The following is a 26,956-nucleotide window of genomic DNA, read 5'->3' as shown; positions in this document are numbered from 1 at the left end:
GAGAACACGCAACCCGGAGAACACGCAACCCGGAGAACACGTCAGGGCGCCCCGGAAAAGGAGCGCCCTGACCAGTTGTGCGCCGCGAGGGAATCGAACCCCCAACCCGCTGATTAAGAGTCAGCTGCTCTGCCTATTGAGCTAGCGGCGCGCGGCAGTAAGACTACCAGCACCAGAGGGGGACACCCAGCGGGGTGCCGCCCTCGGCCGAGGCGTGCGCGCCGCCAGCCGTCATCCGGCCTGCCACCAAGCGACCTCCGGGCGTCCCTCGTGCTCGAGGATGTCGCGCGACGTCGCCATGTACGGGTCGGTCAGGTCGCAGATGAGCGCCAGGGGCAGCCCGGCAGCGAGGAGCCCCATGCAGAGGTCGGAGGCGGTCGTGGCCGCTGCTCCGGTCGTCTTGGTTGCCATGGAATACCTCTCGGTCGTGATCGTTCGCCACTGATGCGCCGGTCGGGTGTCACCCTGCAACGGGGAGGTCACGAGCACTAGGCCCTATGGCCCGCGGCCACCCGTTCGGCCTCGTCACCACCGCCGCAACGGGCGTGTGGGCAGGCCGAACGGGTGGCCGCGCGGTCGTGCAGGGCGGGGCGTGCCGGTGGCGGCGTCAGGCGGGGACGACGACCGCTTCCCTGAGCAGCCGGCCGACCAGGACGACGGCCTCGTCCGGCTCGAGCCCCGGAAGGCGCCCCACGGAGCGGGGCTCCCCGCTCAACAGGTCCTCCAGGGCCGCGCGGGTTGCCGCTGGCAGGGTCAGCTGCCGGCCGCGCAGCAGCAGCGTGACCTCGCCGTCGCCGGGGGCGAGCCGCGCGTGGAGCGCGGGCCGCAGGCGTACGACGGTGTCGGCGGCGACCGAGCGGGAGGCGGCCGCCTGCCGGATGGGCGACACGGGGGCAGGCCGGGTCTGCGGCCACACCTGCCGCCGCAGCCGCGCAGCCACGTCCTCGGCCGGCACGTCGCGCACGGCCGCCGCCAGCGCCTCCAGGGTCGCGGCGAGGTCCTCGCGCAGCTGCTCCGGGTCGGCCACGTCGACCCCGAGCGGCAGCGACGTGCGCAGCTGCGGGGAACGGGCGGCCAGGCCCGTGAGGGCCTCGACCAGCGCGTACCGCGTGACCGTGTGGATGCCGATCGTCAGGTGCGCGGAGACGTCGCCCAGCGCCTCGGCGGCGTGCAGCCAGCCGCGCGGCAGGTAGAGCACGTCGCCGGGCCGCAGGACGGTGTCGAGGAACGGCTCGCCCTGGGCCTGGGCCGCGACGTCGGCCTTGCGGTCGGTCCACGGCTGGCTGCGCAGCGGGTGCTCGAGCACGGGCCGGTGGATGCGCCAGCGCTTCTCGCCCGACAGCTGCAGCACGAACACGTCGTGGACGTCGTAGTGCGGGTCGAACCCGCGCGACTGCGGGGGAGTGATGTACGCGTTGGCCTGGACCGGGTGCCCGAGCTCGGCCGCGAGGGCCGCGGCGAACTCCACGATCGGCGGCCAGGTGCGGTGCAGGCCCTGCAGGACCAGGGAGGCGCCGTCCGCGAAGAGCCCGGTGAGCGCGTCGTCCTGGACCTGGTCGGAGACCTCGGCACCGGCCCCGCCCCCGCCGGTCCAGCGCTTGGGGTCGATGACCTGGCCGTCCTTGGCCACCCGGAGGAAGGGGGTGCGCAGGCCGCGCCGCGAGACCAGCTCGTCGACGTCGTCGAGGCTGAGCAGGTCCTCGAACCCGCCCGCGAGCTCGGCGGCCCGGGTCAGCAGCGCCGACCGGCCCCAGTAGTCCGCGGCGAACTCCGCGGCGGGAACAGCGATGCAGCGGCCCAGCGCCGGGCGGGACGTGGCGTCCGCCCGGCGCAGGCCGTCGACGAGCTGGGTCATGCGGCCCGGCTCAGGACGCGGAGCTGTCCGCGCCGCCGTCACCGGCGCCGGAGTCGGCCCCGCCGTCGCCGGCCCCGGAGTCGGCGCCGCCGTCGGCTCCGCCGTCGTGCTCGCCCGGGATCGTGGTGCCGGCGCCGCCGTCGGCCGGGCCGTGGGCGCCGCTGTCCGCGCCGCCGTCGGCTCCGCCGTCGTGCTCGCCGGGGATGCTGGCGGCGCCGCCGTCGGCCGGGCCGTGGGCGCCGCTGTCCGCGCCGCCGTCCGCCCCGCCGTCCGAGCCGCTGGTGATGTCGCTGTCGTCGAGGGCCATGTCCGCCTCCTGGGTCTGTCGAGGAAAGTCGACGAGTTCCGTCGCCGACCCCGCCTACCCAAGCACTGACCTGCACACGCCGCAGTTCCGGGCTCCACGCGCACGGCGGCGGCCGCGGGGCGGGCGCCTCGTGACACGATCGCGGTCATGGAGGAGGCGGACCTGCTGCTCGCCGACGGTGCCGGCTCTGCGGGCAACCCCGAAGCGCTCGAGGACGACTCGGCGATCTTCATCTGCTTCGACAGCGCGGGCATCTGCACGATGTTCGAAGGGCCCGGCGTCGCGTACACGCCGTTCGGCCCGGGCGGCGCGATCGGGCTGCACTACGAGCAGATCTACGCCACGCAGCCCAACACGCTGCGCCATGTCCGGCGCGCGGTGGAGACGGGCGAGGGGTTCGCGGCGCAGGAGGTCTACGACGAGTACGTCGTCCGGGCCCGCTTCCAGCCGGTGCACGACGCGAGCGGGGCGGTGGTGGGGACGCTCGTCGCCGCCCACGACGTCAGCGGCTGGCTGCGCGCGGAGCGCCGCCGGCGGTGGGCCGAGCGGCGCGCGGTGGCGCTGGCCGACCTGTCGACCGCGCTCGACGAGGCCGCGCTGGACGTGCCGACGGTGCTGGACGTGGCCGTGCACGCGGCGCGCGAGCTGGTCGGCGACCACGCGGTCATCCGGCTCGGCGGCCCCGGGGAGGAGCCGCGGGTGGCCGCGGTCCGGCCCCCCGTCGACGGGAGCCTGGGCTTCCTGCAGGGCGAGCTCGGCGTGCTGCCCCCGCAGCCGGCGATCCGTCGCCTCATCGACGACGCGGCGGCGGCCGGGGGGCCGGTCACCCGGGTGGTCGCGTCCGCGGACGCGCTGCCGGGTACGTCGCCCAACTCCGACCTCGGGGACTTCCAGCTGCTGTGCGTGCCGCTGCGCGCGCGTACGCACCTGCTGGGCACGCTGCTCCTCGGCCGCTCGGTCACCCGGAAGGCCTACACCGCCGAGGAGGAGACGCTGGCGGCCGAGATCGCCCACCGGGCCGCCCTCGCCCTGGACAACGCCCGGCTGCTGCAGGAGGTGCGCGACCGGCAGCGGGCGCTGGCCAGCTCCCGGGAGGAGCTGCTGCGGTTCAAGGCCCTGACCGACGGGTCTGCCGAGGCGATCCTGCTCGTCGGGCCCCGCCCGGAGTACCGCGTCGAGTACCTCAACCCGGCCGGGCGGCGGCTGCTCGGCATCCGGCCGGACGCGGAGATCACGCAGGTGTCGGCGTACGACCTCATGAGCGCCGCCAGTGCCGGGGTCTTCGCCGAGCAGCGGGACGCCCTGGCCGAGAACGGCACCTGGACCGGGGAGCTGCAGCTGCGGCGCGTGGACGAGCCCGACGTGGACATCCCGCTGGCCGGCAGCGCGTTCCTGGTGAGCCATCCGGAGACGCAGGCCCCCCTCGGGGTGGGCGCGGTGCTGCAGGACATCTCCGCCCGGCGGGAGGCCGAGCTGAGGCTGCGCCAGCTGGACCGGCAACGCGCCGCGCTGCTGGCCCGGCTGGTCACGGCCCAGGAGGAGGAGCGCCGCAGCATCGCCGCCGGCGTGCACGACGACACGATCCAGGTGCTGGCGGCGGTCGACCTGCGGCTCGGCCTGCTCGCTCGGCGCCTCGCCGGTGACGGGCAGGCGCACCTGGAGCTGCTCGGCCGGCTGCAGGCAAACGTCAGCGAGGCCACCTCGCGGCTGCGTCAGCTGCTCTTCGACCTGGAGACCCCGGCGCTCAACACCGGCCTGGTGCAGGCGCTGCGCAACGCCGCCGCCCATGTGCTGGAGGACACCGGCATCGGCTGGGCCATCGAGGGTGAGCTGGAGGAGGAGCCGGAGACGCCCACCCGGGTGGTGGCGTACCGCGTGGCTCGTGAGGCGCTGGTCAACGTGCGCGCCCACTCGGGTGCCGCGCACGCCACCGTGCGGGTCGGGCAGGAGAACGGTGGCGTCCTCGTCCAGGTCATCGACGACGGCGTCGGGATCGACCCCGGGCTGGAGACCTCGCCCGCCGGGCACCTGGGGCTGGCTACCATGCGCGAGCGCGCCGAGATCGCCGGCGGGTGGTGGCAGGTCGGCCCGGCAGAGGGCCGCGGCACCGAAGTCCGCTTCTGGCTTCCGGGGCGTGCCGTGCCCGGCGTCAGTGGGACGTGAGCACGCGGCGCAGGGCGACCGCGGCGGTGTCGGCCGCGAGCACGACGTGGCCGCGCACGCAGAGGTGGAGCTTGTCCGGCAGGTCGGCGCCGAGCTGGCCCTTGGTGAAGAAGCCGACGACGCCGGCCCGCACCATCTGCTCCACGGTGGCCGCGTCCGCGTGGGCGGACACGCCGACGAGCACCCCGTCGGGGGCGTCGCGGCGCAGCGCCTGCGCCGCGGCGACCCCGCCCCCGGGCATGCGCACGTCGAGCAGGACCAGGTCCGGCCGGTGCTCCTGCGCGAGCCGGACCGCGTCGGGGGCGTCCCGGCCCGCGGCGACCACCTCGAACCGCGGGTCGTCCTCGATGACCTCGGTCAGGGCGGCCCGGACCTCGTCGTCGTCGTCGACGAGCAGGACGCGCACGACCGTGTCCTGCCTCATGACGCCCTCCTCCCGACCGGGGTCGACCCGCGCGGAGACACCGTTGAATTCCGCGGTTCCATGCTGACACCTCCGGCGCTCCCTCGCCTGGTGTGTTCGCATCACTTCAAACCGCGATATCTAGAAATTCACCGCTAACTACCCGGACGGGGAAGAAGGCTCGGCTGCGGCCGGGGTATTCGCCGGGGCGCGCACCCGCGCGGCTCCCGAATACAGATTGAAGGTGCCTCCCCGGACAAACCCGGCCAGGGTCATGCCGACCTCCTCGGCCAGGTCGGCGGCGAGGCTCGAGGGCGCGGACACGGCGGACAGGACGGGGGCCCCGGCCAGGGCGGCCTTCTGCACCAGCTCGAACGAGGCCCGCCCGCTCACCTGCAGGACACAGCCGCGCAGGGGCAGCCGCCCTTGCAGCAGCGCCCATCCCACGACCTTGTCGACCGCGTTGTGGCGGCCGACGTCCTCCCGGGCACAGAGCAGCTGCCCGTCCGGCGTGAACAGCCCGGCCGCGTGCACCCCGCCCGTGCGGTCGAACGCCTGCTGGGCGCGGCGCAGCTCGTCCGGCAGCCCGGCGAGGACGTCGGCGTCGACGGTGACCCGGTCGCCGGCGATGTCGTACGTCGTGGCGACGCGCACCGCGTCCAGGCTGGCCTTGCCGCACACCCCGCACGAGCTGGTGGTGTAGGTCGAGCGCTCGAGGGAGGCGTCGGGCGGTGGGACGTGCGGGGCCAGCGCGACGTCGAGCACGTTGTAGGTGTTGGCGCCGGTGTCGTCGGTCCCGGCGCAGTAGCGCGCGGCGAGGACGTCCTCGGGCCGGCGGACCACACCCTCGCCGACGAGGAAGCCGTGCGCGAGCTCCACGTCGTGGCCGGGGGTCCGCATGGTGACGGCGAAGGCCCGCCCGCCGACCCGGACCTCCAGCGGCTCCTCCACCGCGAGGGTGTCCGGGCGCGTGGTGACGCTGTCGAGCCCCACCCGCACGACCGGGCGCCGCGCCGTGACCCTGCCCACCGCCCCGCCCCCTTCCGGCGCGCCGGGCCGGCTGGTCGCGGCGCGGGCCGAACCCTACGCTCCGGGGACGACACTCGCTCGCGGGAGGAGAGGGCCGTGACGCCCTGCCATCGGCCGCCGTGCCCCCGGCCCAGGTGCTCGGTCGTGCCGCCCTACCTGCTGGAGGCGATCGTCCGGCACGGCACCCCGGCCCAGCGCGACTGGGCGGTGGGGACGCTCTCGCTGGACACGTCCTTCCGCACGACCCGGGCGCAGGCCCAGCTGGTCTCCGCGCCGAGCCGCAGCGCCGCCCCCGTCCCGGCCCGGGTCACCGGCATCCTGACCCCGCGGCGCACCGTCTACGACGCGAGCACCGGGAGCCTGCCCGGCCGGCTCGCGCGGGCGGAGGGGGCCGGGCCGACCGGGGACGCGTCGGTGGACCGTGCCTACGACGGGCTGGGGGAGACGTACGGCTTCTACGCCGACCTGTTCGACCGGGACTCCATCGACGACCGCGGCATGCCGCTCGTGGCCTCGGTGCACGTCGGCGACCACTGGGACAACGCCCAGTGGGACGGCGAGCAGATGCAGTTCGGCGACGGCGACGGCGAGCTCTTCGGCGACTTCACCGCCTCGCTGGACGTGATAGCCCACGAGCTGACCCACGGCGTCACCCAGTTCGAGGCGCAGCTCGTCTACCAGGGCCAGTCCGGCGCGCTCAACGAGTCGGTCTCGGACGTGTTCGGGGTGCTGGTGAAGCAGCGCGCCCTGGGGCAGACGGCCGAGCAGGCCGACTGGCTGATCGGCGAGGACCTGCTGCTCCCGGGCGTACGTGGGACTGCCCTGCGCTCGATGGCCGCGCCGGGGACGGCGTACGACGACGAGCGGCTCGGGGGCCGCGACCCGCAGCCCGGGCACATGGACGACTACGTGGAGACGCTGGCCGACAACGGCGGCGTCCACATCAACTCGGGGATCCCGAACCGCGCCTTCCACCTGGCCGCGCTCGCCCTCGGCGGCCACGCCTGGGATGTCGCCGGCCGGGTCTGGTACGCCGCGCTGACCGACCCCGCGCTGAGCTCGACCGCCCGGTTCACCACCTTCGCCCAGGCCACCGTGCGTGCGGCCGCCGCGTTCGACGGCGCCACCGAGGCCGTGCGCGGGGCGTGGCGGGGCGTGGGGGTGGCGGCGTGAGCGAGGGGCCGGGTGGGCAGGCCGGCGACCCCGGGCTCCGGGTGGTCGTCCGCCGCAGCGGCGGCTTCGCGGGGATCGTGCGCACCTGGTCGTTGGCCGAGGCGGACCTGCCGCCGGAGGAGGCGGCCCGGCTGCGCGAGCTGGCGGCGGCGTCGCAGGCCTACCTGGGCCAGGGGCTGCAGCTGCCGCCCGGCGTGCCCGACGGCTTCCAGGTCGAGATCGCGCTCGAGCGGGCCGGGCAGACCTGGACCCTGCTCACTCCGGAGCAGGCGGCGCCGGACCCGGTGCGCGCCCTGCTCGACCTCGTCCGCGGGCTGGGGACGGGGGACACCGGCCGCGGCCTCGGGTGAGGCACGATGTCTGTGCTGTCGCAACGTTGCGGAGGTCGTGTGCAGGAGCCCGAGATCGACGTACCCCTGACCGCGTTGCGCAGCCTCTACCGGGCGCTCGGGCGTGTGGGGCGGGCCCAGACCCTGCAGGAGACCCTGCAGGCCATCGTCGAGGGCGTCGTCGAGGGCGTGGGGTTCGAGGTCGCGGCCCTGAGCATCGTGCGGGCCGACGCGAGGTTCGAGACCCTTGCGGTCGCCGGCCCGGACGACGCCCGGCAGGCCCTGCTCGGCCGGGTGCAGGCCGCGGACGCCTACGACAAGGAGTTCACGGTCGCCGAGCGCTGGGGAGCGCTGCGCTTCGTGCCCCACGACCGGGTCCCGCCGGAGGTCGTCGAGTCCAGCTGGGTCCCGGCCATAGCGGCGCCCGAGCAGCCCGGTGCCTGGCACCCGCTCGACGCGCTCTTCGCACCGCTCTACTCCTCCTCGGGGGAGCTGCTCGGCATGCTCTCGGTCGACCTGCCGCGTCACGGCCGCCGCCCGCGGCCGGTCGAGCGGGAGCTGCTCGAGGTCTTCGCGACGCAGGCCGGGGTAGCCCTGGCCAACGCCCGGCTGGCCGAGCAGCTGCGGCAGAACCAGGAGCGGCTCGCGACGAGCGAGGAGGCCTTCCGGCTCGCCTTCGAGGGGGCCGGGGTCGGCATGGCCATGCTGGAGCTCGGCCCCGAGGGCCCCGAGCGCTTCCTGCGGGTGAACGAGCAGCTCGCCCGCATCACCGGCTACTCGGCCGACGAGCTCTGCCGCCTTCGACCCCTGGACCTGCTGGCGGCGGCTGCGGACCGCGACGCGGAGGCCGCGGCGGGCCGCCGGGCGCTGTTCGCCGCAGCGGAGGCGCCGGCGGTACGCCGCCGCGAGATGCGCTGGCAGCGCGCGGGGGGCGAGGACATCTGGATCGCGGCGACGACGGCGGTCATCCGCTCCGCGGCCGGGGTCGCCCTCTACGCCCTGACCCAGGTCGAGGACGTCACCGACCGGCACCTGGCCGAGGCCGAGCTGGACCGGCGGGCGCGCCAGGACCCGTTGACGGGGCTGGCCAACCGGGCGAGCCTCTACGAGCGGCTCGGCGCCGTGCTGGCACGGGACGCGCCGCACGGGGCGGTGCTCTTCTGCGACCTCGACGGCTTCAAGGCGGTCAACGACACCCACGGGCACGAGGTCGGCGACGGGGTGCTGCGGGCGGCCGCCCAGCGCATCGCGGCGGAGGTGCGCGAGACCGACGCGGTGGGCCGGCTGGGCGGCGACGAGTTCGTCGTGGTCGCGGACGGCATCGACGAGCCGGGCGCGGTCGGCCTGGCCGAGCGGATCCGGGCCGCGCTCGCCGAGCCGATCGTCTTCCAGGACGTGCGGGCCCAGGTCACCGTCAGCATCGGCATCGCGGTCTACCCCGAGCACGGCAACGAGGTGGGGTCCCTGCTGCGGCACGCCGACACCGCCATGTACCGCGCCAAGACGGAGGGGCGCGACGCGTACGCGGTGTTCGGGCGCTGACGGCCGCGGCAGTGCGGAGGTCAGCCGGTGCGGCCGGGGTCAGCCGGCGGCGCGCAGCTGCTGGGCCATCAGCCCGTCCGCGGGCTCGATCGAGAGGGTGCCGCCACGGCGCTGGACGGCCCCGTCGGCGAAGCGCAGGAAGTCCACCAGGTCGGCGGGCGCGTGCTCCAGGTCGCTCGCGTCGATGACGACGACGCTGCCGCTCTCGGTGACGCGGACCGCTTCGGCGATGCGCTGCCGGACCAGCGGGCCGTCACCGTCGGGCCCGATCAGCACGACTCGCCGGCGCACCTGGAGAGGGGGATGGCGGACGATCGACGGCGCGGTCGCCGTGACGGCAGGTCGAGGAGGGGGGAGGACGGCGGGTCGGCTCCCGTCGTGGTCCAGAGTGATCTCCATGCCAGGTCTCCTTCGACTCGCGCGCGACAAGCCTGCCCACCTCACCCGGCGGCCAACCGTGGTGACGAGGAGTTCTTCGGCGCGTGCCACCGTGGCGGCCCGGGGTAGGCACACCCCGTGACCAGCCCGAACCCGCCCGCAGCTCCCGACAGCACCGACGACGGCGCCCACAGCACCGTCGACGGCGCCCACAGCACCGAGGTGCCCGACGCGACCACGACAGCGCGCCGCCTCGGCCTGCCCGTCGTCCTTCTCTCCCACCGCGCGCCCGTCTCCTTCCGACGTGAGGGCGGACGGCGTACGGCCCGGCGCGGGGCAGGCGGCCTGGTGACCGCCCTCGTCGGGCTGGCCGGCCAGCTGGACGACGCGGTCTGGGTCGCCGCGGCGTCCACCGAGGAGGACATCGCCGTCGCCCGCGAGCACGAGGGCGAGGACATCCCGCTCGTCATGGAGGCCACTCCGCGCATCGCGACCGCCGAGGAGGCGGCGGAGGGCACCGGGACGCCGTGCCTGGGGATCCGTCTCGTCGACGTCGAGCCCAAGGCCCACGAGGACTTCTACACGGTGGTCGCCAACCCGTTGCTGTGGTTCGTCCAGCACGGCCTCTACGGCCTCGCCACCTCACCGGTGCTGGGGCAGCGCGAGCGGGAGGCCTTCGAGGAGGGCTACGTCAAGGTCAACGAGCAGTTCGCCGAAACCATCATCAGCGAAGTACAAGCCAGGAACGGCCGTGCGCTCGTCATGCTGCACGACTATCACTTCTACCTCGTGGCCGAGCGTGTCCGGGAGACGTGCCCCGACGCGGTCATCACGCACTTCGTCCACATCCCCTGGCCGGGCCCGGACGCCTGGCGGGTGCTGCCGAAGGACGTCCGCGAACGGCTCCTCCACGGGCTGCTGGGCAACGACGTCGTCGCCTTCCACACCGAGCGGTTCGCGCGCAACTTCCTGCTCTGCGCCCAGGAGCTGCTCGGTCTGGCCGTCGACCTCACCGAGATGACCGTCCAGGTCGGGGCGCGCAAGGTGTCGGCGCGGACCTACCCCATCTCCATCGACGTCGGGAGCCTGGAGGAGCTGGCGGCGTCGCCGGCCGTGCGGGAGCGGGCCGAGGTGCTCGAGGCCGAGCTCTGCTCGGAGGGTCAGCAGTTCCTGCTCCGCGTCGACCGCACCGACCCGTCGAAGAACATCGTGCGCGGGTTCCTCGCCTTCGGCCTCCTGCTCGAGCAGCACCCCGAGCTGGTCGGCAAGGTGCGGTTCCTCGCCTTCCTGCAGCCGAGCCGGCTCGACGTGCCCGAGTACATCGACTACGTCGGGCAGATCGGGGCGGTGGTGGCGCGGGTCAACGCGAAGTACACGCGGGAGGGCAACGGCCCCATCGACCTGCGGCTGCAGGAGGACTTCCCGACGGCTGTGGCGGCGTACACCCTCTGCGACGTCCTCATGGTCAACTCCATCGCGGACGGGATGAACCTCGTGGCCAAGGAGGCGGTCGCCGTCACCCGTCGCGACGCCGTGCTCGCGCTGTCCGAGAGCACCGGCGCGTACGAGGAGCTCGGGGCGTTCGCCGTGACCCTGCACCCCTTCGACGTCCAGCAGCAGGCCGACGCGCTCTACACCGCGCTCACGATGAGCCGGGAGGAGCGGCGCGGCCTGAGCTCGGCAGCCGCCCGGGTGGTGCGCGAGAACGACGTCAAGAAGTGGCTCGACGTGCAGCTGGCCGACGTCCGCGCGCTGCTGGAGCGCTGAGGCTGTATCAAGGGGATGCCCCGCGGCTCCGTCTGCGGGGCGCCCACCTCGGGCGCGCGAGGATCGAGGAGACACACATGGCCCGTCAGCAGGCACGTCGGGGGTCGAGCAGCATGCGCGGCTTCCGGGAGAAGTCCGTGCGCTACGTCGCCCTGGCCGTGCTGATCGCCGTGGTGGCCGCGACCCTGGCCGCCCTCGTCAGCTCCTCCGCCGACGCGGCGACGCGGCCCGCGGTGACCGTCAACGGCCCGAGCACGGTCGTCGCCGGGCGCACGCTGACCCTGACCGGCACCGCACAGGCGGCCGGTGACCGGCTGCGCTTCTTCGTGTCCCGGTGGGACGCCCGGGCCAGGTCCTGGAAGCAGGTGGCCACGGGCCGGCTGTCGGCGAGCGGGCGCTACTCGGTGAGCTTCAGGGCCGGCCCGGTCGGACGGCAGCGCTACCAGGTGATGATGGACACGCTCGACGCGTCCTTCAGTGGCGAGCGCACCGTGCGCGTCCTCCCCGCGTGACGGCATGACCCTTCCTGCGCCGGGGCAGAGGCTGCCTCGGCGCACCATGGGGAGGGGACCGAACATGGCCGGCACGGCACGCGGAGTGCTGCTCGACGTCGACGGCACGCTCGTCGACACGACGTACCTGCACACGGTGGCCTTCTGGCAGGCCTTCCGCCAGTTCGGCCACGACGTGCCGATGGCGCGGATCCACCGGTCCGTCGGCATGGGGGCGGACAAGCTCGTCGCCCACCTGCTGGGGGCTGGCCGGGACACCGGGCAGGACGAGGACCTGCAGCACGCGCACTCCAGCCTCTACTCGACGTTCTGGCAGCGGCTGCGGCCCCTTCCCGGCGCGGTCGACCTGCTGCGCGAGTGCAAGCGCCGCGGGCTGACCGTCGTCCTCGCGTCGTCGGCCTCCGCGGACGAGCTGAGCGCCCTCCGGGCGACGCTCGACGCCGAGGACCTCATCGACGTGGCCACCGGCTCGGCCGACGCCGAGGGCAGCAAGCCCGAGCCCGACATCCTGGAAGCCGCCCTGGCGAAGTCTGGGTTGGCCGCCGATCAGGTCGTGTTCGTCGGGGACTCGGTCTGGGACGTGGAGGCCGCCGCGAGGCTCGACATCCCTTGCATCGGCCTCGAGTGCGGCGGCACCAACGCCGACGAGCTGACCGACCGGGGCGCGGTGGAGGCGTACTGGGGCCCGGCGGAGCTGCTCGGCGCGTTCGACCGGTCCGCGCTGGCCCGGCTGCTCCGCTGAACGGGCGCGCCTCGCACGGATGGCGGCGGCCGGCGCGGATGGCACTGTGGAGGGCGTGGACGACGGGACGCTCACGGAGCCGCTCCTCGTCGCGCACCTCGACCTCGACGCGTTCTTCGCCCAGGTCGAGGAACTGGCCAAGCCCAGCATCCGGGGCCGCCCCGTGGTCGTGGCCGGGCGCGGGGGACGGGGCGTCATCACGACGGCGAACTACCCGGCACGACGCTTCGGCGTGCACTCGGCCATGCCGTCCTGGCAGGGCCGGGCACTGGCGCCGCACGCCGTCTGGCTCTCCCCGCGCGGGACGGCGTACTCCGAGCACTCCACGGCCGCGCTCGCCCCGATCCGGGCGACGTTCTCCCGCGTGGAGCAGGTGGCGTACGACGAGGTCTACGTCGACCTCTCCTCCGCCCGCACGCCGGACGAGCTCGCCGCGCTCGACCCCGACGACGGGCCCGACCCGGCGCTCGCGGTGCACGGCGTCGCCTGGGTGGCCGACCCGTACGCCGCCTGTACCGCGCTGCGGCAGGCGGTCTGGGACGCGACCGGCCTCACCGCCTCGGTGGGGGTCGCCCGGCACAAGCTCGGCGCGAAGCTGGCCTCGGAGTCGTCGAAGCCGGCCGGCGCCGCTGTGCTCGATGCCGCCGCCGAGGCCGAGCTGCTCCCGACCCTCGAGGCGAAGGCCTTGCCCGGCATCGGCCCGGTCAGCGCGCGCAAGCTGGCCGGCGCCGGGATCCGCACCGTCGCCGACGTCCGGGCGGCCGGCGAGCCGACCGTCGTGGGCCTGCTGGGGCAGGCGCACGGCACCGCCGTGTGGGACCTGGCCCACGGGCGGGACACCCGGCGCGTCGAGTACGACCGCGAGCGCAAGTCGGTCGGGGCCGAGCGCACCCTTCCGGCGGACCTGCGCGACCTGGAGTCGCTGCGGGCCACTCACGCCGCCGTCTTCGCCGAGGCGCACCGCAGGCTGCTGCGCTCGGGGGCCGCGGCGCGCACCGTCACGGTGAAGGTGCGCTACGCCGACTTCACCATCGAGACCCGGGCCGCCTCGCTGGCCGCGCCGACCGACGAGGAGCCGGCGCTGCGCGCCGCGGCCGAGCACGCGCTGGCCGCGACCTCCGCACCGGGGACCGGCGTCCGTCTCGTCGGCGTCGCCTTCTCCGCCCTCGACACCGTGGCCCAGCTGCTGCTCTCGCTGGGCGACGAGGCCGCCGCCGAGCTCGTGCCCGAGCTGGCGCCCGCGGCCACGCCCGGCTTCCACCCCGCGTACGCCCGGGACGCCTCCACCGCGGCCGACCCCAGGCTCGGGGCGGGCCCTGCCGACGGGCCCGGCCCGCTCGTGACCGAGCAGTCGGCGCCCGGCTCCGACGTCGTGCACGACGAGCTCGGGCGCGGCTGGCTGGTCGGCGCCGGGCACGGGGTGGCGTCGGTGCGGTTCGAGACCTCCACCTCGCCGCCGGCGCGCTCGGCCACCGTGCGCCTGGCCGACGGGGTGCTGCGCCACTGCGACCCCGAGCCTCCCCGTCCGGCGGCCGGCCCTGCTCCGTGGAAGGCATGACGTGCACCCCGTGCCCATCACCGCGACCGCGCCCGACCTGCCCGCTCCCGGCTTCGGCATCCTCGGCCAGTCCTGGCGTGACCTCGCCTTCGTGCACTGGCGCGTCCCGCCCGGGTCCGTCGCCCCGCTGCTGCCCCCGGGCACCCGCCCGGACGTGCACGACGGGTCGAGCTGGGTCGGCCTCATCCCGTTCCGCATGGTCGGCGCGGGCATCGGGCGCGGGCCGGCCGTGCCCTGGCTCGGGTCCTTCGCGGAGACCAACGTGCGGCTGTACTCGGTCGACGAGCAGGGGCGGCGCGGCGTGGTGTTCCGGACGCTCGAGGCGTCCCGGCTGGCCGTCGTCCTCGGCGCCCGCGCCGCGTTCGCCCTGCCGTATTCGTGGGCGCGGATGCGGGTCGTCGAGCAGGGCGGGGTGCTGACCTACACCTCGCGCAGGCGGTGGCCGACGCCCCGCGGCACCTGCACCCGCATCGTCGTACGGCCCGGCAGGGCGCTGGCGCCCGGGGACGCGCTGGCCGGCTTCCTCACGGCGCGGTGGGGGCTGCACACGCGCGTGCTCGGGCGGACGGTCTACGTCCCCAACCAGCACGAGACGTGGCCGCTGCAGCGGGCGGAGCTGCTGGAGCTGGAGGACGCGCTGGTCGCCGCGTGCGGCCTTCCGGGCGTCGCCGCGCGCCCCCCGGACTCGGTGCTCTTCTCCCGCGGAGTCCGCACGGTCTTCGGCCTGCCGTTCGCCGCCACGCGGCCGCTCGGGAATGTTCCCGTGACCAAACCGTTATAGACGGCGTACCGCCTGCCGACGGTGGGCGGAGGATTCCGCAGCAGGCCGCAGGGGGAGCCAGAGCGCCTCACCGAGGCGCGTCTCCCGATCGGCCGGCTGCAGCAGGAGCTGTGCAGCATGACCATCCGAGACATCACGACAGCACGCACGCGGATCGCCGAGTGGCGCACGTCGCGGGACGCCCGGCTCCGGCTCGAGCGCGAGCTGGGGGCGTACGTCACCGCCGCGGACCGCGCCGAGATCGACGCCATCGTCGGCCGGCACACGGTCGAGCAGGCCCGCGAGGTGGAGGCCGTCCTGACCGACCAGGCCGTCGAGCGCGCCCACCGCGGGCTGCAGGCCGCCTGACACCACGCGGGTGCTGGCGCGGCCCGCGCCGCCACCCGGGATCATCCGGCCCGGCGCAGCGCCTCCCGCGCGGCGACGTAGCGCTGCAGCTCCTCCTTGACCGGGGTGAGCACGTACGCGTCGGCGACCTCGTCGATGCGCCGGCGCAGCTCGGCCCCCACCCGCCGGGCGGCCCGCCGGGCCGATACCCGGCCCACCCACCGGGACGCGAGGGCGACGAGCAGCCCCGCGACGATCCCGCCGAGCAGCAGCACGGTGGGCAGCGCGAACGGGCCGACGTCGGGCGTGGGCGGGTCGGGCAGCCGGGCCCACTCCACGGCGAAGAGCGCCGTCAGCCACAACAGGCCGGCGAGGGCGACGAGCGCGAGGGCCCACTGCAGCAGGCGCACCCCGCGCTCCCAGAGCCGGGGCCGGCGTACGTCGGAAAGGCTCGACCCGGTCATGGCCCGGTCGAGCGCGTCGTCCAGGCCCTCCTCGCGGGCGGCAGCGGCGGCGCCGACCGCGCGCGCCCACGGCTCGGGCAGCCCGCGCGAGGCGCCGTCCACCACGGCGCGGACGGCGCCGTAGACCGACGCCCGGGCCACCGGGGACGGCGGCGGGAGGGACGAGCGCGCCTCGGGCGCCTCCACGTGCAGCCGCCGCAGCGGGTCGCGGCGCAGCCGGCCGACCCACCTCGTGAACGGCCAGCCGGTCGCGGCGGTCGTCCGCGCCCGGGAGGCCCGGCGGACCGCGTCCTCGACGACGGGCACGCCGGCGGCGGCGGAGAGCGCCTCGCGCAGCCGCGCCCGCTCCTTGCGTCCCACGGTGCCCAGCGCAGCACCCTCCGCCGGCTCGGCGAGATCGGCCGCGAGCCGGTCGACGACGTCGTCCACGTCGGCGGCGAGCCGCTCGGCGGCCGCTGCCCGGCGCCCCACCGCGGCGGCGAGGACCGAGCGCAGCTCCTCCAGCCCCGCCCCGGTCCGGGCGGACACCGCGAGGACGGGCGCAGTGCCCAGCCCGTCGGCCTTGAGCAGCCGCCGCAGGTCCGCCACGCACGCCTCGACGCCCTCGGGCGGCAGCAGGTCGGCCTGGTTGAGCAGGAGCAGGGTCACGGCACGGTGCGCCCGCAGCCGGGACAGGTAGCGCTCGTGCAGGGCCGCGTCGGCGTACTTCTGCGGGTCGACGACCCAGACCAGGATGTCGACCAGCCCGACCAGGCGCTCGGCCTCGAGCCGGTGCGCGGGGTCGGTGGAGTCGTGGTCCGGCAGGTCGAGCAGGACGAGGCCGTGCAGCGCCGGCTCCTCCGAGAGCACGTGCCGTCGCTGCACCCCGAGCCAGTCGAGCAAGGGCCCGGCCTCCGCCGGCGGCCACACGGCCGCATGCGTGTCCGAGGTCGTCGGCCGCCGCACCCCGGCGCTGGAGACCGGCTGCCCCACGAGCGCGTTGAACAGCGAGGACTTCCCGCTCCCGGTGCCGCCCGCCAGCGCCACGACGGTCGTCTCGGGGGAGAGCCGCATGCGCTGGCCCGCCTGCTCCAGCACCCGCCGCGCGGCCGCCACGGCGTCCGGCGCGAGCCGCCCGTCGCCCGCCTCGACCACGGCCTCCAGCGCGTCGAGACGGTCGGGCAGCTCGCGCGTGCGCCGGCGCGTCCCGAGCAGCCCGCTCACCGGGCACCCCTCAGCTCACGCGCCAGCCCGCCGACCTGCGTTCGGAGCCGCTCGCCCGCCTCCGGGTCGGGCAGGGCGGCGTCCACCAGCCGGGTGAACCGCTCGCGCTCGCCGGCGAGCAGCGCGTCCAGCCGCCCGCGCAGGTCGGCGCGGGCCTTGGCGGCGAGCCGGCGTACGGCCTCGTCGCCCAGCAGCGCCTCGAGCAGCTTCTGCCCCACGACCGAGGTGCCGCCGGCCACGAGCAGCTCCCCGCCGGTCAGCCCGCCGGTCGAGGCGAAGACCGCCACCATCACCACGAGGCCCGCCCCGTTCACGCCATAGGACAGCACCCGTGCGGTGGCCTTGCGCCCGGCCCCCTCCTGGCGGACGAGCTCGAGCAGGCCGCCCTGCCAGGCGCGGACCGTCCGCTGCGCGTCCGCGCGCAGCTGCGGCGACGCGTGCGCCAGCTCGGGGGCGCCGCCCGCGGCCAGCAGCCCCACCCCGCCGGGCGCGACGCGCCAGGCGGAGACCGCCCGCTCGGCGGCCCGGTCCGCCTCGGCGAGCACGAGCGCCTCCACCCCCGACTCCAGTGCCACGGCCAGCTCCTCGCCGGGGGCCGGCCGGCCCCGGACGGCCGACACGACCCGGTCGCGCAGCCGGCCGAGCCGAGACTCCAGCTGGCGCAGCAGCTCCCCGGTGCCGACGAGCTCCTGCCAGCGGGCGAGCACCTCGCCGCGCAGCAGTGACCCGTCCTCGAGCGCCGCGTCGACCCGCCCGGTCGCCGCTGCGTACGGCTCGGAGGCCGCCGCTCGCAGCGTCCCGGCGGCCGTCGCCTGGGCGTCGAGCGCGGCCGCGAGCCCCCCGACCCGCTCCGGGTAGGCGGCGAGCGCCCCGTGCAGGGTGCGGCGCACGACCGCGGCCCGCGCCGCGGCGTCCCCGGCCAGCCCGTGCAGCCAGTCCCGCACCGGGACGGCCGCGTCGTCGGCGAGCAGCCCCTCGCGCACGTCGCCCTCGGCGATGACGAAGAGCGGCGCGTCCGCGAGCCCCTCCTCGGCGAGCATCCCGCGCAGGTGCGCGGCGACCTCCTCCTGCGCCTCGGGCGGCACCCGGTCCAGGACGACGGCCACGGCCGCGCTGCGCCCCGAGGCCTCGCGCAGGAACGACCAGGGCACCGCGTCGGCGTAGCGGGCGGCGGTCGTCACGAACACCCACAGGTCGGCTGCCGCGAGCAGCTGCGCGGCCAGCTCGCGGTTCTCCGCGACGACCGAGTCGATGTCGGGGGCGTCGAGCAGGGCGAGCCCGGCCGGCACGGCCGCGCTCGGGAGCAGGGCGAGGCTGCCCGGGGAGCCGGGGGAGCCGGGCGCGACGGTGTCGCGCGCCAGCCCGGGCAGCACGCGCGGCCCGGTGAACCACGCGGCGTCCTGCGGGGCGTGGACAAGAACGGGCGCGCGGGTGGTGGGCCGCAGCACGCCGGACGCCGACACCCGCGCCCCGACGAGGGAGTTGAGCAGCGTCGACTTGCCCGCGCCGGTCGAGCCTCCGACCACGGCGAGGAGCGGGGCCTCGATGCTGCGCAGGCGGGGGAGCACGTAGTCGTCCAGCTGGCCCGCCAGCGCGCGACGCTCCGCCCGGGCGGCGCCCGCGCCGTCCAGCTCGAGCGGGAACGCCAGCCCCTCCAGCGCGCTGCGCAGCGTCGTGAGCTGCGCGAGCAGCCCGTCCTCGCCACTGCGCGGCCCGTCGCCGCCCGCACTCGCGTCCACAGGAGCAGCCTGCTCCATCGAGCGGGGTTCCACGCCTGCGGCCAGGCATCGGAAGGACGCGGCGGCGTTTGTCAGGCCCCGAACAGGACACTACTATCCCTACCATGAAAGTAGGTCTAGTCGAACCCCCGCCGCGGTCAGAGCTGCCGCCTGCGGCCGGATGCGGAGTGTCGGCGCTGACCGCCCGCGACAGCACCCGCCGCCCGACCGTCCCGGAGCCCCTCGTGCCCCCCGCCCGCCGCCCCAACATCCTGCTCGTCGTCGACGACCAGCACCAGCGCGACGCCCTCGGCTGTGCCGGACGAGCGGGCCTGCGCACCCCCAACCTGGACCGGCTCGCCGCCTCCGGCCTCCGGTCGACCAGGGCGTACGGCCAGCCGACCTGCACCCCGTCGCGCGCGAGCCTGCACACCGGTCGGCTCCCGCACGCGCACGGTGCCTACTCGGTCGGTGTCGACCTTCCCGACGGCAACCCCAGCCTGCCCGCGCACCTGAGCGCGGCCGGCTACGCGACCCGGCTGATCGGCAAGAGCCACCTCTCCTCCTGGCAGGGCCCGGACAGCCCCGAGCTGCAGCGCGGGGCCACCGCCCGGTGGGGCGCGCACAGCGGCTCCTACGCCGGCTACGACCAGGTCGAGCTGAGCTTCGGGCACGGCTCGTGGGGCGCGAGCGGCCACTACCGGCTCTGGCTCTACGACAAGGGCTGCACCGACGCCGAGATCGCCGCCATGACCCGGCTGCGGCCGGCGGCGGGCGAGGGCCAGGTCGCGGCGTTCGACTGGGACCTGCCGCCCGAGCTGTACGACAGCAGCTGGGCCACCGAGCGCGCCATCGCACACATGCGCGAGCTGTCCGACGGCGACCAGCCGTTCTTCCTCTCGGTGAACTACCAGGGGCCGCACCATCCGTTCGTGGCGCCGCGTGACGCCGACGTCGACCGGCCCGACGTCGTGCCCCCGGCGTACGTACCGGGGGAGCACGCGGACAAGCCGCCGCACTACCGGGCCGCCCGCGAGGGCCGGCTCCGCGAGGCGGGCTACGTCCTCGACCCCGGCTTCCCCATGCCCGGCCAGTGCCACGGCCAGGACTTCCGGGCGGTCGACGAGGAGTGGGCGCGCGCCACCCTGAGCCGCTACCACTACGCCATCGAGCAGATCGACGCCTGCGTCGGGCAGCTGCTCGACGAGCTCGACGCGCTCGGTATCGCCGACGACACGATCGTGGTCTTCACCAGCGACCACGGGGAGCTGGGCGGTGCCCACGGGCTCTGGATGAAGGGGCCGTTCTCCTACGAGGAGAGCACGGCGATCCCGCTGCTGGTGCGCTGGCCGAACGGCGGCATCCGCGGTGGCCGGGTCGACGACGGGCTGGTCAGCCTCACCGACCTCGCGCCGACGCTCCTGCGTGCCGCCGGGGTCGAGGTCCCGCTGCGGATGGACGACGGGCACGACCTGCTGCCGCAATGGCGGGGCGAGCGACGGGTCCGCGAGTCCGTGGTCCTGGAGTACCTCGACGACCCGCGCCTGCTCGCGTCGGCCACGATCGTCACCGACAGCTGGAAGCTGACCGCCTACCTCGGGGGCGTCTACGCCGGGCGCGAGGACGAGGTCGGCGAGCTCTACGACGCCGGGGGAGGCGAGCTCGTCAACCTCTGGGACGACGAGGGCTCGCGCAAGGCGAAGGCCGAGCACCTCGACGCGCTGCACCGGGCGGTGCCGCCGCTGTCGATGTGGCGGGTCCCGCCGCGGGTCGGCGGCGTCTGACCGGGGGCTCGCCGGCCGCCCGCCTCGTGCGACGGGCACACTCGGAGCGGTGACCAGCCGTAGCCGCCTGCTCCCGCTCGCAGTGGCCGCGGCCGCCCTGGCCGGCGTTCTGCCCGCGTCGGCCGCCCCCGTGCCCGCCCGGCCCACGCCGGCGCGCTGCGCGCCGGCAGCGGACACCGCCCAGCTGCAGCGGCAGGTGCGGGCGACGCTGCAGCTGGCCGGAGCGCGGCTGGCCGCCGCGGACGCGGGGCCGGCGACGCGCTACCCGAAGGCCGCGTACCCGGGCGACCGGCGCTGGCGAAGGGCTGCGCCGGGCGACTGGACCGCGGGGTTCTACCCGGGCGCGCTCTGGCTTCTCGCCGACCTCGAGCCCGGCACGGCGTGGCGGGCCCGCGCCCGGCGCTGGACCGCGGCGATGCTGCCGCAGGCCGGCTCGAGCAGCCACGACGTGGGCTTCATGCTCGGCAGCAGCGCCGGCGAGGGGTGGCGCCTCACCGGCGACCGGGCGTACCGGTCGGCGCAGCAGCGGGCGGCCCGGTCGCTGGCCCGGCACTTCGTCCCCGCCGTCGGCGCCAACTGGTCGTGGGCGGCGGACGACCCGTCCACGGTGCGCGTCATCGTCGACAGCCTGATGAACCTGGAGCTGCTGTTCGAGGCCGGCGACGCGCGGTCGCGCCGGCTGGCCCGCAGGCACGCCCGGACGCTGGCCCGCACCCACGTGCGGCCCGACGGGTCGACGTGGCACGTCGTCGACCTCGACCGCGCGACGGGCGCGGTGGAGCGCAGGTGGTCCGCCCAGGGGTACGCCGACTCCTCCACGTGGGCGCGCGGGCAGGCCTGGGCGCTGCACGGGCTCACCACCGCCTGGCGGGAGACCGGGGACCCCGTGCTGCGCGACACCGCCCGGCGGGTGGCCGACCGGTGGGTGGCGGACCTGCCGGCCGACTGCGTGCCGGCGTGGGACGTCGACGACCCCCGAAGGGCGCCGAAGGACGCGTCCGCGGCGGTGGTGGCGGTCTCCGGCCTGCTGGAGCTGAGCCGGCTGGAGACGGACGCGGCGCGGGCCGCGCGCTACCGGGGCAGCGCGCTCGCGACGTTGGCGGCCGTGACGACGCCCGCGTACACGACCGCGCGCACCGGCGGCCCGTCGGTGCTGCGCCGCCAGGTCTACCGCTCGGGGAGCGACGTCGGCGCCTTCATCTGGGGCGACTACTACCTGCTGCAGGCGCTGGTCAGGCTCCGGGATGGTCGAGCAGGGCGTTGATCCGAAGGGCGAGCTCGACGTCCCGGTCGGTCACGCAGCCGCGCGAGTGCGTCCAGGCCACGAGAGCCGTGCCGCCGACGCCCTGCTCGACGACCACGTGGTGGTCCAGCTCCTCCTCCGCCGCGTGCACCCGGTCGAGCAGCCCCTCCGGCAGGCAGGGGACGGTGCGCGAGATCCGGTCGGTGCCGCCGGACCACCCCGGCAGCCGTTCCAGCGCCTTCGCGACGTCCTCGGGTGTCAGGTCAGCCATAAATCCAAGCGTAGGACGCGGGCTCCCTGCGAACCTGGGGCGATGACCGCCACTCCACGCGTCGTCGGCCTGCTCGGGGGCATGAGCTGGGAGAGCTCGGCCGAGTACTACCGCCTGCTCAACGAGCTCGTGCGCGAGCGGCTGGGCGGGCTGCACTCGGCCCGGGTGGTGCTCGCGTCGGTGGACTTCGCCGACATCGAGCGGCTGCAGGCCGCCGGGGAGTGGGACGAGGCGGGCGAGGTGCTCGCGGGCCTGGCGAAGGGGGTCGAGGCCGCCGGGGCGGAGATCCTGCTGCTCTGCACCAACACGATGCACAAGGTGGCCGACCAGGTCCAGGCCGCCGTCGGGATCCCGCTGCTGCACCTGTGCGACGCGGCGGCGTCCGCGGTCCGGGCGGCCGGCGTCACCCGGGTCGGCCTGCTCGGCACCGGCTTCACCATGGAGCAGGCGTTCTACCGCGACCGGCTCGCCGCGCACGGGCTCGACGTCCTCGTCCCGGAGGCCGCGGACCGGGCGACGGTCCACCGGGTGATCTACGACGAGCTGTGCCAGGGCATCGTCCGCGAGGAGTCCCGCCAGGCCTACCGCGAGGTCATCTCCCGGCTGGTCGACGCCGGGGCCGAGGGCGTGATCCTGGGGTGCACGGAGATCGAGCTGCTGGTCGGGCAGGACGACAGCCCGGTGCCGGTCTTCCCGACGACGCGGCTTCACGTCGAGGCTGCGGTGGCGGCGGCGCTGGCTCCTGCGGGCCTCACGGGACGGTGATCGTCACCGCGCCGGTGCGCACGTCGTAGACCCCGCCCACGACGGGCATGTCCGCAGGCAGGTAGGGCGAGCTGCGGACCCGCTGGACGTCCGCCTGCAGCGTGGCGTCCTGGTCGGCGATGGTGCGGAACTCCAGGCTGCGGCTGTCGATCCCGGCCTGCGCGCGGACCGCGGCGTGCACGTCCTCGTCGCGGGCCTTGGCCATGCCGCAGTCGGTGTGCGCGAGCACCATGACGCGCTCCACCCCGAGCAGGTAGTGCGCGAGCACGAGGCTGCGCAGCACGTCGTCGGTGACGCGGGCACCGGCGGTGCGCAGGATCTTGGCGTCGCCGGGCGCCAGGCCCAGCAGCCCCAGGGGGTCGATGCGCGAGTCCATGCAGGTGACCACGGCGAGGCCCTTGGCGGCCCGGCCGGGCAGGCCGGGGTCGACGAAGGACTGCTGGTACTCCGCGTTGGCCGCGAGCACGTCGTCGAAGGTGTTCACGGCCCCGATCCTGCCAAGCCCCCGCCGGACGCCTCCAACGAGGGCGAATTGTTTGGGGTTCCCGATCATGCGGCACGACCGCTCCATGAGTGAGCCGACCCTGAAGCGCGCGGTCACCACCCGCCTGCTCTACCTGTTCATCCTGGGGGACGTCCTCGGGGCGGGCGTCTACGTCCTGGTGGGCCAGATCGCCGCGGAGTCCGGTGGCGCGGTCTGGCTACCGCTGGTCGTCGCGCTCGGCCTCGCGCTGCTGACCGCGGGCTCGTACGCGGAGCTGGCCACGACGTACCCGCGAGCCGGAGGGGCCTCGCACTACGCGACGCTCGCCTACGGCCCCTTCGTCGGGTTCGTCGTCGGCTTCTGCATGCTGGCCGCCGGGGTCGTCTCGGTGGCGGCGCTGGCCCGCGGGTTCGGCGGGGACTACCTGGCCGAGTTCGTCGAGCTGCCGGTCGCCGCGGTCGCCGTCGTCTTCCTTGTCGCGCTCGCCCTGCTCAACGCCCGCGGCATCAAGGAGTCGCTCGGCGCGAACGTCGTCGCGACGGTCACCGAGGTCGGCGGGCTGCTGCTGGTCATCGCCCTCGGGGTGTGGGTGGCGCTGCGGGGGGACGCGGACTTCTCCCAGCTCACGGACCTCGGCACCCCGGAGCACGGCGCGGCGGCGGCGGTCCTCAGCGGCACGGTGCTCGCGTTCTACTCCTTCGTCGGCTTCGAGACGTCGGTCAACATCGCCGAGGAGACGAAGAACCCGCGCCGGGCGTACCCGCGGGCGCTGTTCGGAGCGCTGCTGACCGCCGGGGCGGTCTACCTGCTCGTCGGGCTCGCCGCTGCCGCCGTCGTCCCGACCCAGACCCTCGTGGAGTCCAGCGGCCCGCTGCTCGAGGTCGTGCGCGAGGCGGGCGGGGTGCCGGAGAAGCTGTTCAGCGTCATCGCGCTCGTCGCCGTCGCCAACGGCGCCTTGCTCACCGGCATCATGGCCTCCCGGCTGGCCTACGGGATGGCTCGCGACGGGCTGCTGCCCGCCGTGCTGGCCCGGGTGCTGCCGGGGCGCGGCACCCCGTGGGCGGCGATCGCGGCGACGAGCGCCCTGTCCGTGCTGCTCGCCCTCACCGGGGAGGTCGACACGCTCGCCTCGACGCTGGTCCTGCTGCTCCTCGTGGTCTTCGTCGCGGTCAACGTCGCGGTCCTCGTGCTGCGCCGCCGTCCCGGCCCGGACGCCCGGGAGGACCACTTCCGCGTGCCCACCGTCGTCCCGGTCCTGGGCGTGGCCTCGTGCCTGGTGCTGTTCACCCGCATCGAGGGGGAGGTCTGGCTGCGCGGCCTCATCCTGCTCGCGGTGGGCCTCGTGCTGGGCCTTGTGGCGGGTGCGCGTGCGCGCCGGGCCGGCGCGGCGGGGAGAATGCCCGGGCAACTCTCGTCGGACGGGCGCTGAGGGGGAGACGGCTCGGGAGGCGCGGTGCACTGGGTGTGGCAGGAGCTCGTCCGCGACACCCGCCTCCCCGCCCCCTGGGACCGCTGGCTCGACAACCGTCCGGGCTGGCGGGTGCGCCGCTGGATGTCCCCGCTGCAGCCGCTGTGCTGGATGGCGACGGGCACGCCACCGTCCCGTATCGGGTACGCGCCCGGCCCGCTGACCGCGCTGCGCCGCCGGCGCCAGGCCGGGCTCCGGCGCCCGATCCGGCTCTGCCTGCTCGAGGGGCCGGTGGCCGGGGCGAGCTTCGGCCCCGTGACGGCGTACTGGATCAACGAGCACAGCAGCGTGGTGCACGCGGTCGTGGACGAGGAGCCCGAGCGCGCCGACGTCGTCTGGGTGCACACGCAGGACCCGGTGCCTCCGGCCGTGCAGGACGCGGTCCGCGCGGGGCTCGCCCGCGCGCGCCCCGGCGTGCCGGTGCTCAACCGCCTCGAGAGCCACGACGCATACCATCGGGCGGACACGTTCTGCCGGCTGCGCGACGCCGGCGTCAGCGTGCCCGACCCCGAGCCGCGCCCCGGCGACCTGGTCGTCGTGAAGGGCCCGGGGCAGGCCAGCCGCAAGGAGCTGCGCCGGCTCGACGGCCCGTTGCCGCCGGGGCACCGGGCGTTCGCGTACGTCGACGCCCGCGGCGCCGACGGGCTGCACCGGCGCTACCGGGCGTTCCACTTCCTCGGCGTCGTGCACGCCACGGACGTGATCGTCAGCACCGGCTGGGAGGCCGGGCTGGGCACGCTGGCCGGTCACGAGCCGGTGTTCGAGATGACGACTCAGGAGCAGGAGCAGGTGCAAGCGATCGGGCGGGTGCTGGGGCTGGACTGGTTCTGCGTGGACTTCGTGCGCCGCGCCGACGACGGGACGGCGGTGTTCACCGACGTCAACGTCTATCCGACCCCCGTCGTCGCGGAGTTCGTGGACGCGGCGCTGGGCACGCGGGGGCGGTGGCACTTCCTCGACACCCCTGCCCGGATGGGGCTCGCCGAGCCGCAGGGCCCGTTCTGGCCGCGCTTCGACGCCGCGATCACCCGCCTGGTCGCCGCGCCCGCGGCCGCCGCTGCGACGCCCGGAGCCTGACGTGCCGCTGGTGACGGTCATCATGCCGACGTACGACCGCGCCGCCCTGCTGCCGCGGGCGGTCCACTCGGTCCTCGGGCAGACGATGCCCGACCTCGAGCTCCTGCTGGTCGACGACGGCTCCACCGACGACACCGCCGAGGTCCTGGCCGCTTGCGCCGACCCGCGGCTGCGCGTCCTCGCCCGCGAGCACCGGGGCGTGTCCGCGGCCCGCAACGCAGCGCTGGCGGAGGCCCGGGGAGAGCTGGTGGCGTACCTCGACACCGACAACGTGTGGTCGCCGCAGTTCCTGGAGGTGATGACCGCCGAGCTGCGCCCCGAGGACGTGCTCGCCTACTGCGGGCGCCACCTGTTCCTGCTCGACGGCCCGCCGCACGACGCCCGGGTGGTGGGGCGCAAGACGCACAGCCCGGCGTACAACCCCGCGTCCCTGTTGCGGCACAACAGCATCGACAACAACGTCATGCTGCACCGCCGCGCCCTCGTGGACGAGGTGGGCGGCTTCGACGAGTCCCTCGGCCGGCTGGTCGACTGGGACTTCGTGGTGCGGATCGTGCTCCGCCACCCGTTCGCCGTGCGCCACGTCGACCAGGTGCTCTGCGACTACCACTACTACCGCCGGGAGCACGTGGCGACCATCACCAACGGCAACTTCGACGACGCCGCCCTGGACGGCCTGTTCGGCCAGGGGCGGCGCGACCCCGTCGACGCGCAGGTGCTGCGCAAGATCGCCGCCGCCCTGGAGCTTCAGCGGCTGGTGGGGGAGTAGCGCTCAGACCGAGCTGTCGGCCGCCTGGTTGACGGCCTGGTCCACCCGGCGGCGGAAGGCGTCGATCGCATCGGCGAGCCGCGGGTCGTCGCCGGCCGTCGACACCCGCAGGTGGTGGTCGAACCCGCCGTCCGGCAGCCGGGTCAGCCGGGTGTCGAGGCCCGCGTCGATGGCCTGCCGCTGCAGCTCGAGCAGATCGTCGTAGCTGTCCGCGGCGACGTCCACCCAGGCGCTGAAGCTGTACACGAGCTTCGGATCCATGCCTGTCTCCCGTGGTGGTGACCCGCCGGGTGACTGGCGACAGGAAGGCATAGCGGCCCCGACCGGGTTCGTGAGGCGGCGTACCCGGGTCGTGGGCTGGTCAACCCCGCGCGGGGGACCGGTCAGGCGCCGCGCTCCTGCTCCACCGCCGACGGCGCCGCGACACCGAGGACGACGTACGTCGCCACGGCCAGGTCCGCCGCCCGCACGGCCTCGGACTGCGGGACGAACACCCGCAGGTCGTCCCCGCCCACCGGGTCGTACCCCGGGTCGCCGGGCAGCAGCCAGCCGGCGGACCGCAGCTCTGACCGCTGCCCGTCCGAGAGCTCCGGCCCGGCGGCGGTGGGGAAGGCGGGCACGGACTCGCAGAGCAGGTGGCCCTCGGTGGCGAGGAAGCGCACCACCGGCGCCGAGACGACCTCGGGACGGCGCGCCCTGCCCAGCAGGCCGCGGCCCCGCTCCCTGGCCTCGACCGGCCCCCACGTGTTCACGAACTCGCCGTCGCGCAGCTCCGCGAGCGTCGCCGCCAGGCTGTCGCGCCAGGGATTCCACTCGTCGTGCACGTGGGTAGCATCCCACCGCC

28 protein-coding genes and 1 tRNA gene are annotated in these 26,956 nt (G+C 75.5%); 16 read left to right on the top strand and 13 right to left on the bottom strand.

What is annotated here, in order from left to right; translation table 11 throughout:
- Positions 1-78: 78 nt before the first annotated feature.
- The 4 genes from G9H72_RS08200 to G9H72_RS08185 form a co-directional block, all read right to left on the bottom strand.
- Positions 79-151: transfer RNA gene (locus tag G9H72_RS08200), tRNA-Lys, on the bottom strand.
- Between the two features lie 80 nt (positions 152-231).
- Entirely contained in the window at positions 232-411 is a 180-nt protein-coding gene (locus G9H72_RS08195; RefSeq protein ID WP_166169691.1) for a hypothetical protein, read from the bottom strand.
- Between the two features lie 196 nt (positions 412-607).
- A complete protein-coding gene (locus G9H72_RS08190) occupies positions 608-1,855 on the bottom strand; it encodes a cupin domain-containing protein (protein WP_166169689.1) in 1,248 nt (415 codons plus the stop codon).
- A 10-nt stretch (positions 1,856-1,865) separates the two neighbouring features.
- Positions 1,866-2,162, bottom strand: a complete 297-nt coding sequence (locus G9H72_RS08185) for a BatC protein (RefSeq protein WP_166169687.1) — start codon at positions 2,160-2,162, stop codon at positions 1,866-1,868.
- Between the two features lie 147 nt (positions 2,163-2,309).
- Here G9H72_RS08185 and G9H72_RS08180 point away from each other — a divergent pair, with 147 nt between their 5' ends.
- Positions 2,310-4,325, top strand: coding sequence for an ATP-binding protein (locus tag G9H72_RS08180; RefSeq protein WP_166169685.1), 2,016 nt, complete (start codon positions 2,310-2,312; stop codon positions 4,323-4,325).
- Here G9H72_RS08180 and G9H72_RS08175 read toward each other — a convergent pair.
- Both G9H72_RS08175 and fdhD read right to left on the bottom strand, forming a co-directional pair.
- Positions 4,312-4,749 (bottom strand): response regulator transcription factor, encoded by a 438-nt coding sequence (locus G9H72_RS08175; protein ID WP_166169683.1) that lies wholly within the window; start codon positions 4,747-4,749, stop codon positions 4,312-4,314. The two genes, G9H72_RS08180 and G9H72_RS08175, sit on opposite strands and share 14 nt — an antisense overlap.
- 138 nt (positions 4,750-4,887) lie before the next feature.
- Complete coding sequence (gene fdhD / locus G9H72_RS08170) at positions 4,888-5,757, bottom strand: formate dehydrogenase accessory sulfurtransferase FdhD (RefSeq protein ID WP_166169681.1); 870 nt, start codon at positions 5,755-5,757, stop codon at positions 4,888-4,890.
- A 144-nt stretch (positions 5,758-5,901) separates the two neighbouring features.
- Here fdhD and G9H72_RS08165 point away from each other — a divergent pair, with 144 nt between their 5' ends.
- Genes G9H72_RS08165 through G9H72_RS08155 form a run of 3 tightly spaced genes read left to right on the top strand, consistent with a single transcriptional unit; the run spans position 5,902 to position 8,801 of the window.
- Positions 5,902-6,930, top strand: coding sequence for a M4 family metallopeptidase (locus G9H72_RS08165; RefSeq protein WP_166169679.1), 1,029 nt, complete (start codon positions 5,902-5,904; stop codon positions 6,928-6,930).
- Positions 6,927-7,280, top strand: coding sequence for a protealysin inhibitor emfourin (locus G9H72_RS08160; RefSeq protein WP_166169677.1), 354 nt, complete (start codon positions 6,927-6,929; stop codon positions 7,278-7,280). The genes G9H72_RS08165 and G9H72_RS08160 overlap by 4 nt, the downstream gene beginning before the upstream one ends.
- 39 nt (positions 7,281-7,319) lie before the next feature.
- Complete coding sequence (locus G9H72_RS08155) at positions 7,320-8,801, top strand: diguanylate cyclase (RefSeq protein WP_331272097.1); 1,482 nt, start codon at positions 7,320-7,322, stop codon at positions 8,799-8,801.
- Between the two features lie 39 nt (positions 8,802-8,840).
- Here the strand turns inward: G9H72_RS08155 and G9H72_RS08150 are convergent, their stop codons facing one another.
- Positions 8,841-9,200 (bottom strand): hypothetical protein, encoded by a 360-nt coding sequence (locus tag G9H72_RS08150; RefSeq protein ID WP_166169673.1) that lies wholly within the window; start codon positions 9,198-9,200, stop codon positions 8,841-8,843.
- 201 nt (positions 9,201-9,401) lie between these two features.
- Here G9H72_RS08150 and G9H72_RS08145 point away from each other — a divergent pair, with 201 nt between their 5' ends.
- The 6 genes from G9H72_RS08145 (at position 9,402) to G9H72_RS08120 (ending at position 14,887) form a co-directional block, all read left to right on the top strand.
- Positions 9,402-10,946: an alpha,alpha-trehalose-phosphate synthase (UDP-forming) gene (locus G9H72_RS08145; protein ID WP_166169973.1), complete on the top strand. Its 1,545-nt coding sequence runs from the start codon at positions 9,402-9,404 to the stop codon at positions 10,944-10,946.
- A gap of 77 nt (positions 10,947-11,023) precedes the next feature.
- On the top strand, positions 11,024-11,458 hold the full coding sequence (locus tag G9H72_RS08140) for a hypothetical protein (RefSeq protein WP_166169671.1): 435 nt from the start codon (positions 11,024-11,026) through the stop codon (positions 11,456-11,458).
- Positions 11,459-11,522: 64 nt separating this feature from the next.
- Positions 11,523-12,200: an HAD family hydrolase gene (locus G9H72_RS08135; protein ID WP_231126591.1), complete on the top strand. Its 678-nt coding sequence runs from the start codon at positions 11,523-11,525 to the stop codon at positions 12,198-12,200.
- 55 nt (positions 12,201-12,255) lie between these two features.
- The gene (locus G9H72_RS08130; protein WP_166169667.1) at positions 12,256-13,758 is read left to right on the top strand and encodes a DNA polymerase IV; all 1,503 of its coding nucleotides are present in this window, start codon (positions 12,256-12,258) and stop codon (positions 13,756-13,758) included.
- A gap of 1 nt (position 13,759) precedes the next feature.
- Positions 13,760-14,539: a YqjF family protein gene (locus G9H72_RS08125; protein ID WP_166169666.1), complete on the top strand. Its 780-nt coding sequence runs from the start codon at positions 13,760-13,762 to the stop codon at positions 14,537-14,539.
- A 117-nt stretch (positions 14,540-14,656) separates the two neighbouring features.
- On the top strand, positions 14,657-14,887 hold the full coding sequence (locus G9H72_RS08120; RefSeq protein ID WP_166169664.1) for a hypothetical protein: 231 nt from the start codon (positions 14,657-14,659) through the stop codon (positions 14,885-14,887).
- 41 nt (positions 14,888-14,928) lie between these two features.
- Here G9H72_RS08120 and G9H72_RS08115 read toward each other — a convergent pair whose 3' ends face one another.
- Both G9H72_RS08115 and G9H72_RS08110 read right to left on the bottom strand, forming a co-directional pair.
- Positions 14,929-16,533 carry a GTPase gene (locus G9H72_RS08115; protein WP_331272094.1) on the bottom strand — a complete coding sequence of 535 codons (1,605 nt, stop codon included), beginning with the start codon at positions 16,531-16,533 and terminating at the stop codon, positions 14,929-14,931.
- On the bottom strand, positions 16,530-18,290 hold the full coding sequence (locus G9H72_RS08110; protein ID WP_166169968.1) for a dynamin family protein: 1,761 nt from the start codon (positions 18,288-18,290) through the stop codon (positions 16,530-16,532). The genes G9H72_RS08115 and G9H72_RS08110 overlap by 4 nt, the downstream gene beginning before the upstream one ends.
- Before the next feature lie 149 nt (positions 18,291-18,439).
- On the opposite strand from G9H72_RS08110, the gene G9H72_RS08105 reads away from it, so the two are divergent.
- Positions 18,440-20,035: a sulfatase family protein gene (locus tag G9H72_RS08105; RefSeq protein WP_166169662.1), complete on the top strand. Its 1,596-nt coding sequence runs from the start codon at positions 18,440-18,442 to the stop codon at positions 20,033-20,035.
- 49 nt (positions 20,036-20,084) lie between these two features.
- Positions 20,085-21,299 carry a glycoside hydrolase family 88 protein gene (locus G9H72_RS08100; RefSeq protein WP_166169660.1) on the top strand — a complete coding sequence of 405 codons (1,215 nt, stop codon included), beginning with the start codon at positions 20,085-20,087 and terminating at the stop codon, positions 21,297-21,299.
- On the opposite strand, the gene G9H72_RS08095 is transcribed toward G9H72_RS08100, so the two are convergent.
- Entirely contained in the window at positions 21,268-21,549 is a 282-nt protein-coding gene (locus G9H72_RS08095; protein WP_166169658.1) for a 4a-hydroxytetrahydrobiopterin dehydratase, read from the bottom strand. The two genes, G9H72_RS08100 and G9H72_RS08095, sit on opposite strands and share 32 nt — an antisense overlap.
- 42 nt (positions 21,550-21,591) lie before the next feature.
- On the opposite strand from G9H72_RS08095, the gene G9H72_RS08090 reads away from it, so the two are divergent.
- Entirely contained in the window at positions 21,592-22,314 is a 723-nt protein-coding gene (locus G9H72_RS08090) for an aspartate/glutamate racemase family protein (RefSeq protein WP_166169656.1), read from the top strand.
- Here G9H72_RS08090 and G9H72_RS08085 read toward each other — a convergent pair.
- Complete coding sequence (locus G9H72_RS08085; protein WP_331272092.1) at positions 22,301-22,798, bottom strand: beta-class carbonic anhydrase; 498 nt, start codon at positions 22,796-22,798, stop codon at positions 22,301-22,303. The genes G9H72_RS08090 and G9H72_RS08085 overlap by 14 nt on opposite strands.
- 85 nt (positions 22,799-22,883) lie before the next feature.
- On the opposite strand from G9H72_RS08085, the gene G9H72_RS08080 reads away from it, so the two are divergent.
- From G9H72_RS08080 to G9H72_RS08070, 3 genes are read left to right on the top strand one after another with little or no spacing between them, the layout of a single operon-like run.
- Positions 22,884-24,227, top strand: a complete 1,344-nt coding sequence (locus tag G9H72_RS08080) for an APC family permease (RefSeq protein WP_231126589.1) — start codon at positions 22,884-22,886, stop codon at positions 24,225-24,227.
- Positions 24,228-24,251: 24 nt separating this feature from the next.
- Positions 24,252-25,343 (top strand): hypothetical protein, encoded by a 1,092-nt coding sequence (locus G9H72_RS08075; RefSeq protein ID WP_166169650.1) that lies wholly within the window; start codon positions 24,252-24,254, stop codon positions 25,341-25,343.
- A 1-nt stretch (position 25,344) separates the two neighbouring features.
- On the top strand, positions 25,345-26,112 hold the full coding sequence (locus tag G9H72_RS08070) for a glycosyltransferase family 2 protein (RefSeq protein ID WP_166169648.1): 768 nt from the start codon (positions 25,345-25,347) through the stop codon (positions 26,110-26,112).
- A 3-nt stretch (positions 26,113-26,115) separates the two neighbouring features.
- Here G9H72_RS08070 and G9H72_RS08065 read toward each other — a convergent pair whose 3' ends face one another.
- The gene (locus tag G9H72_RS08065) at positions 26,116-26,373 is read right to left on the bottom strand and encodes a hypothetical protein (RefSeq protein WP_166169646.1); all 258 of its coding nucleotides are present in this window, start codon (positions 26,371-26,373) and stop codon (positions 26,116-26,118) included.
- A 122-nt stretch (positions 26,374-26,495) separates the two neighbouring features.
- Complete coding sequence (locus G9H72_RS08060) at positions 26,496-26,936, bottom strand: TY-Chap domain-containing protein (RefSeq protein WP_166169644.1); 441 nt, start codon at positions 26,934-26,936, stop codon at positions 26,496-26,498.
- Positions 26,937-26,956 lie beyond the last annotated feature (20 nt).

Origin of the sequence: Motilibacter aurantiacus (assembly GCF_011250645.1) — a bacterium.
In the GTDB taxonomy this organism is placed as follows: domain Bacteria; phylum Actinomycetota; class Actinomycetes; order Motilibacterales; family Motilibacteraceae; genus Motilibacter_A; species Motilibacter_A aurantiacus.
This window is presented reverse-complemented; position numbering and strand designations above follow the sequence as displayed.

Coding starts and splice junctions, on each gene's coding strand:
- G9H72_RS08195 (WP_166169691.1), bottom strand. CDS start 411: ATGGCAACCAAGACGACCGGAGCAGCGGCCACGACCGCCTCCGACCTC.
- G9H72_RS08190 (WP_166169689.1), bottom strand. CDS start 1,855: ATGACCCAGCTCGTCGACGGCCTGCGCCGGGCGGACGCCACGTCCCGC.
- G9H72_RS08185 (WP_166169687.1), bottom strand. CDS start 2,162: ATGGCCCTCGACGACAGCGACATCACCAGCGGCTCGGACGGCGGGGCG.
- G9H72_RS08180 (WP_166169685.1), top strand. CDS start 2,310: ATGGAGGAGGCGGACCTGCTGCTCGCCGACGGTGCCGGCTCTGCGGGC.
- G9H72_RS08175 (WP_166169683.1), bottom strand. CDS start 4,749: ATGAGGCAGGACACGGTCGTGCGCGTCCTGCTCGTCGACGACGACGAC.
- G9H72_RS08150 (WP_166169673.1), bottom strand. CDS start 9,200: ATGGAGATCACTCTGGACCACGACGGGAGCCGACCCGCCGTCCTCCCC.
- G9H72_RS08140 (WP_166169671.1), top strand. CDS start 11,024: ATGGCCCGTCAGCAGGCACGTCGGGGGTCGAGCAGCATGCGCGGCTTC.
- G9H72_RS08135 (WP_231126591.1), top strand. CDS start 11,523: ATGGCCGGCACGGCACGCGGAGTGCTGCTCGACGTCGACGGCACGCTC.
- G9H72_RS08120 (WP_166169664.1), top strand. CDS start 14,657: ATGACCATCCGAGACATCACGACAGCACGCACGCGGATCGCCGAGTGG.
- G9H72_RS08110 (WP_166169968.1), bottom strand. CDS start 18,290: ATGGAGCAGGCTGCTCCTGTGGACGCGAGTGCGGGCGGCGACGGGCCG.
- G9H72_RS08095 (WP_166169658.1), bottom strand. CDS start 21,549: ATGGCTGACCTGACACCCGAGGACGTCGCGAAGGCGCTGGAACGGCTG.
- G9H72_RS08090 (WP_166169656.1), top strand. CDS start 21,592: ATGACCGCCACTCCACGCGTCGTCGGCCTGCTCGGGGGCATGAGCTGG.
- G9H72_RS08080 (WP_231126589.1), top strand. CDS start 22,884: ATGAGTGAGCCGACCCTGAAGCGCGCGGTCACCACCCGCCTGCTCTAC.
- G9H72_RS08065 (WP_166169646.1), bottom strand. CDS start 26,373: ATGGATCCGAAGCTCGTGTACAGCTTCAGCGCCTGGGTGGACGTCGCC.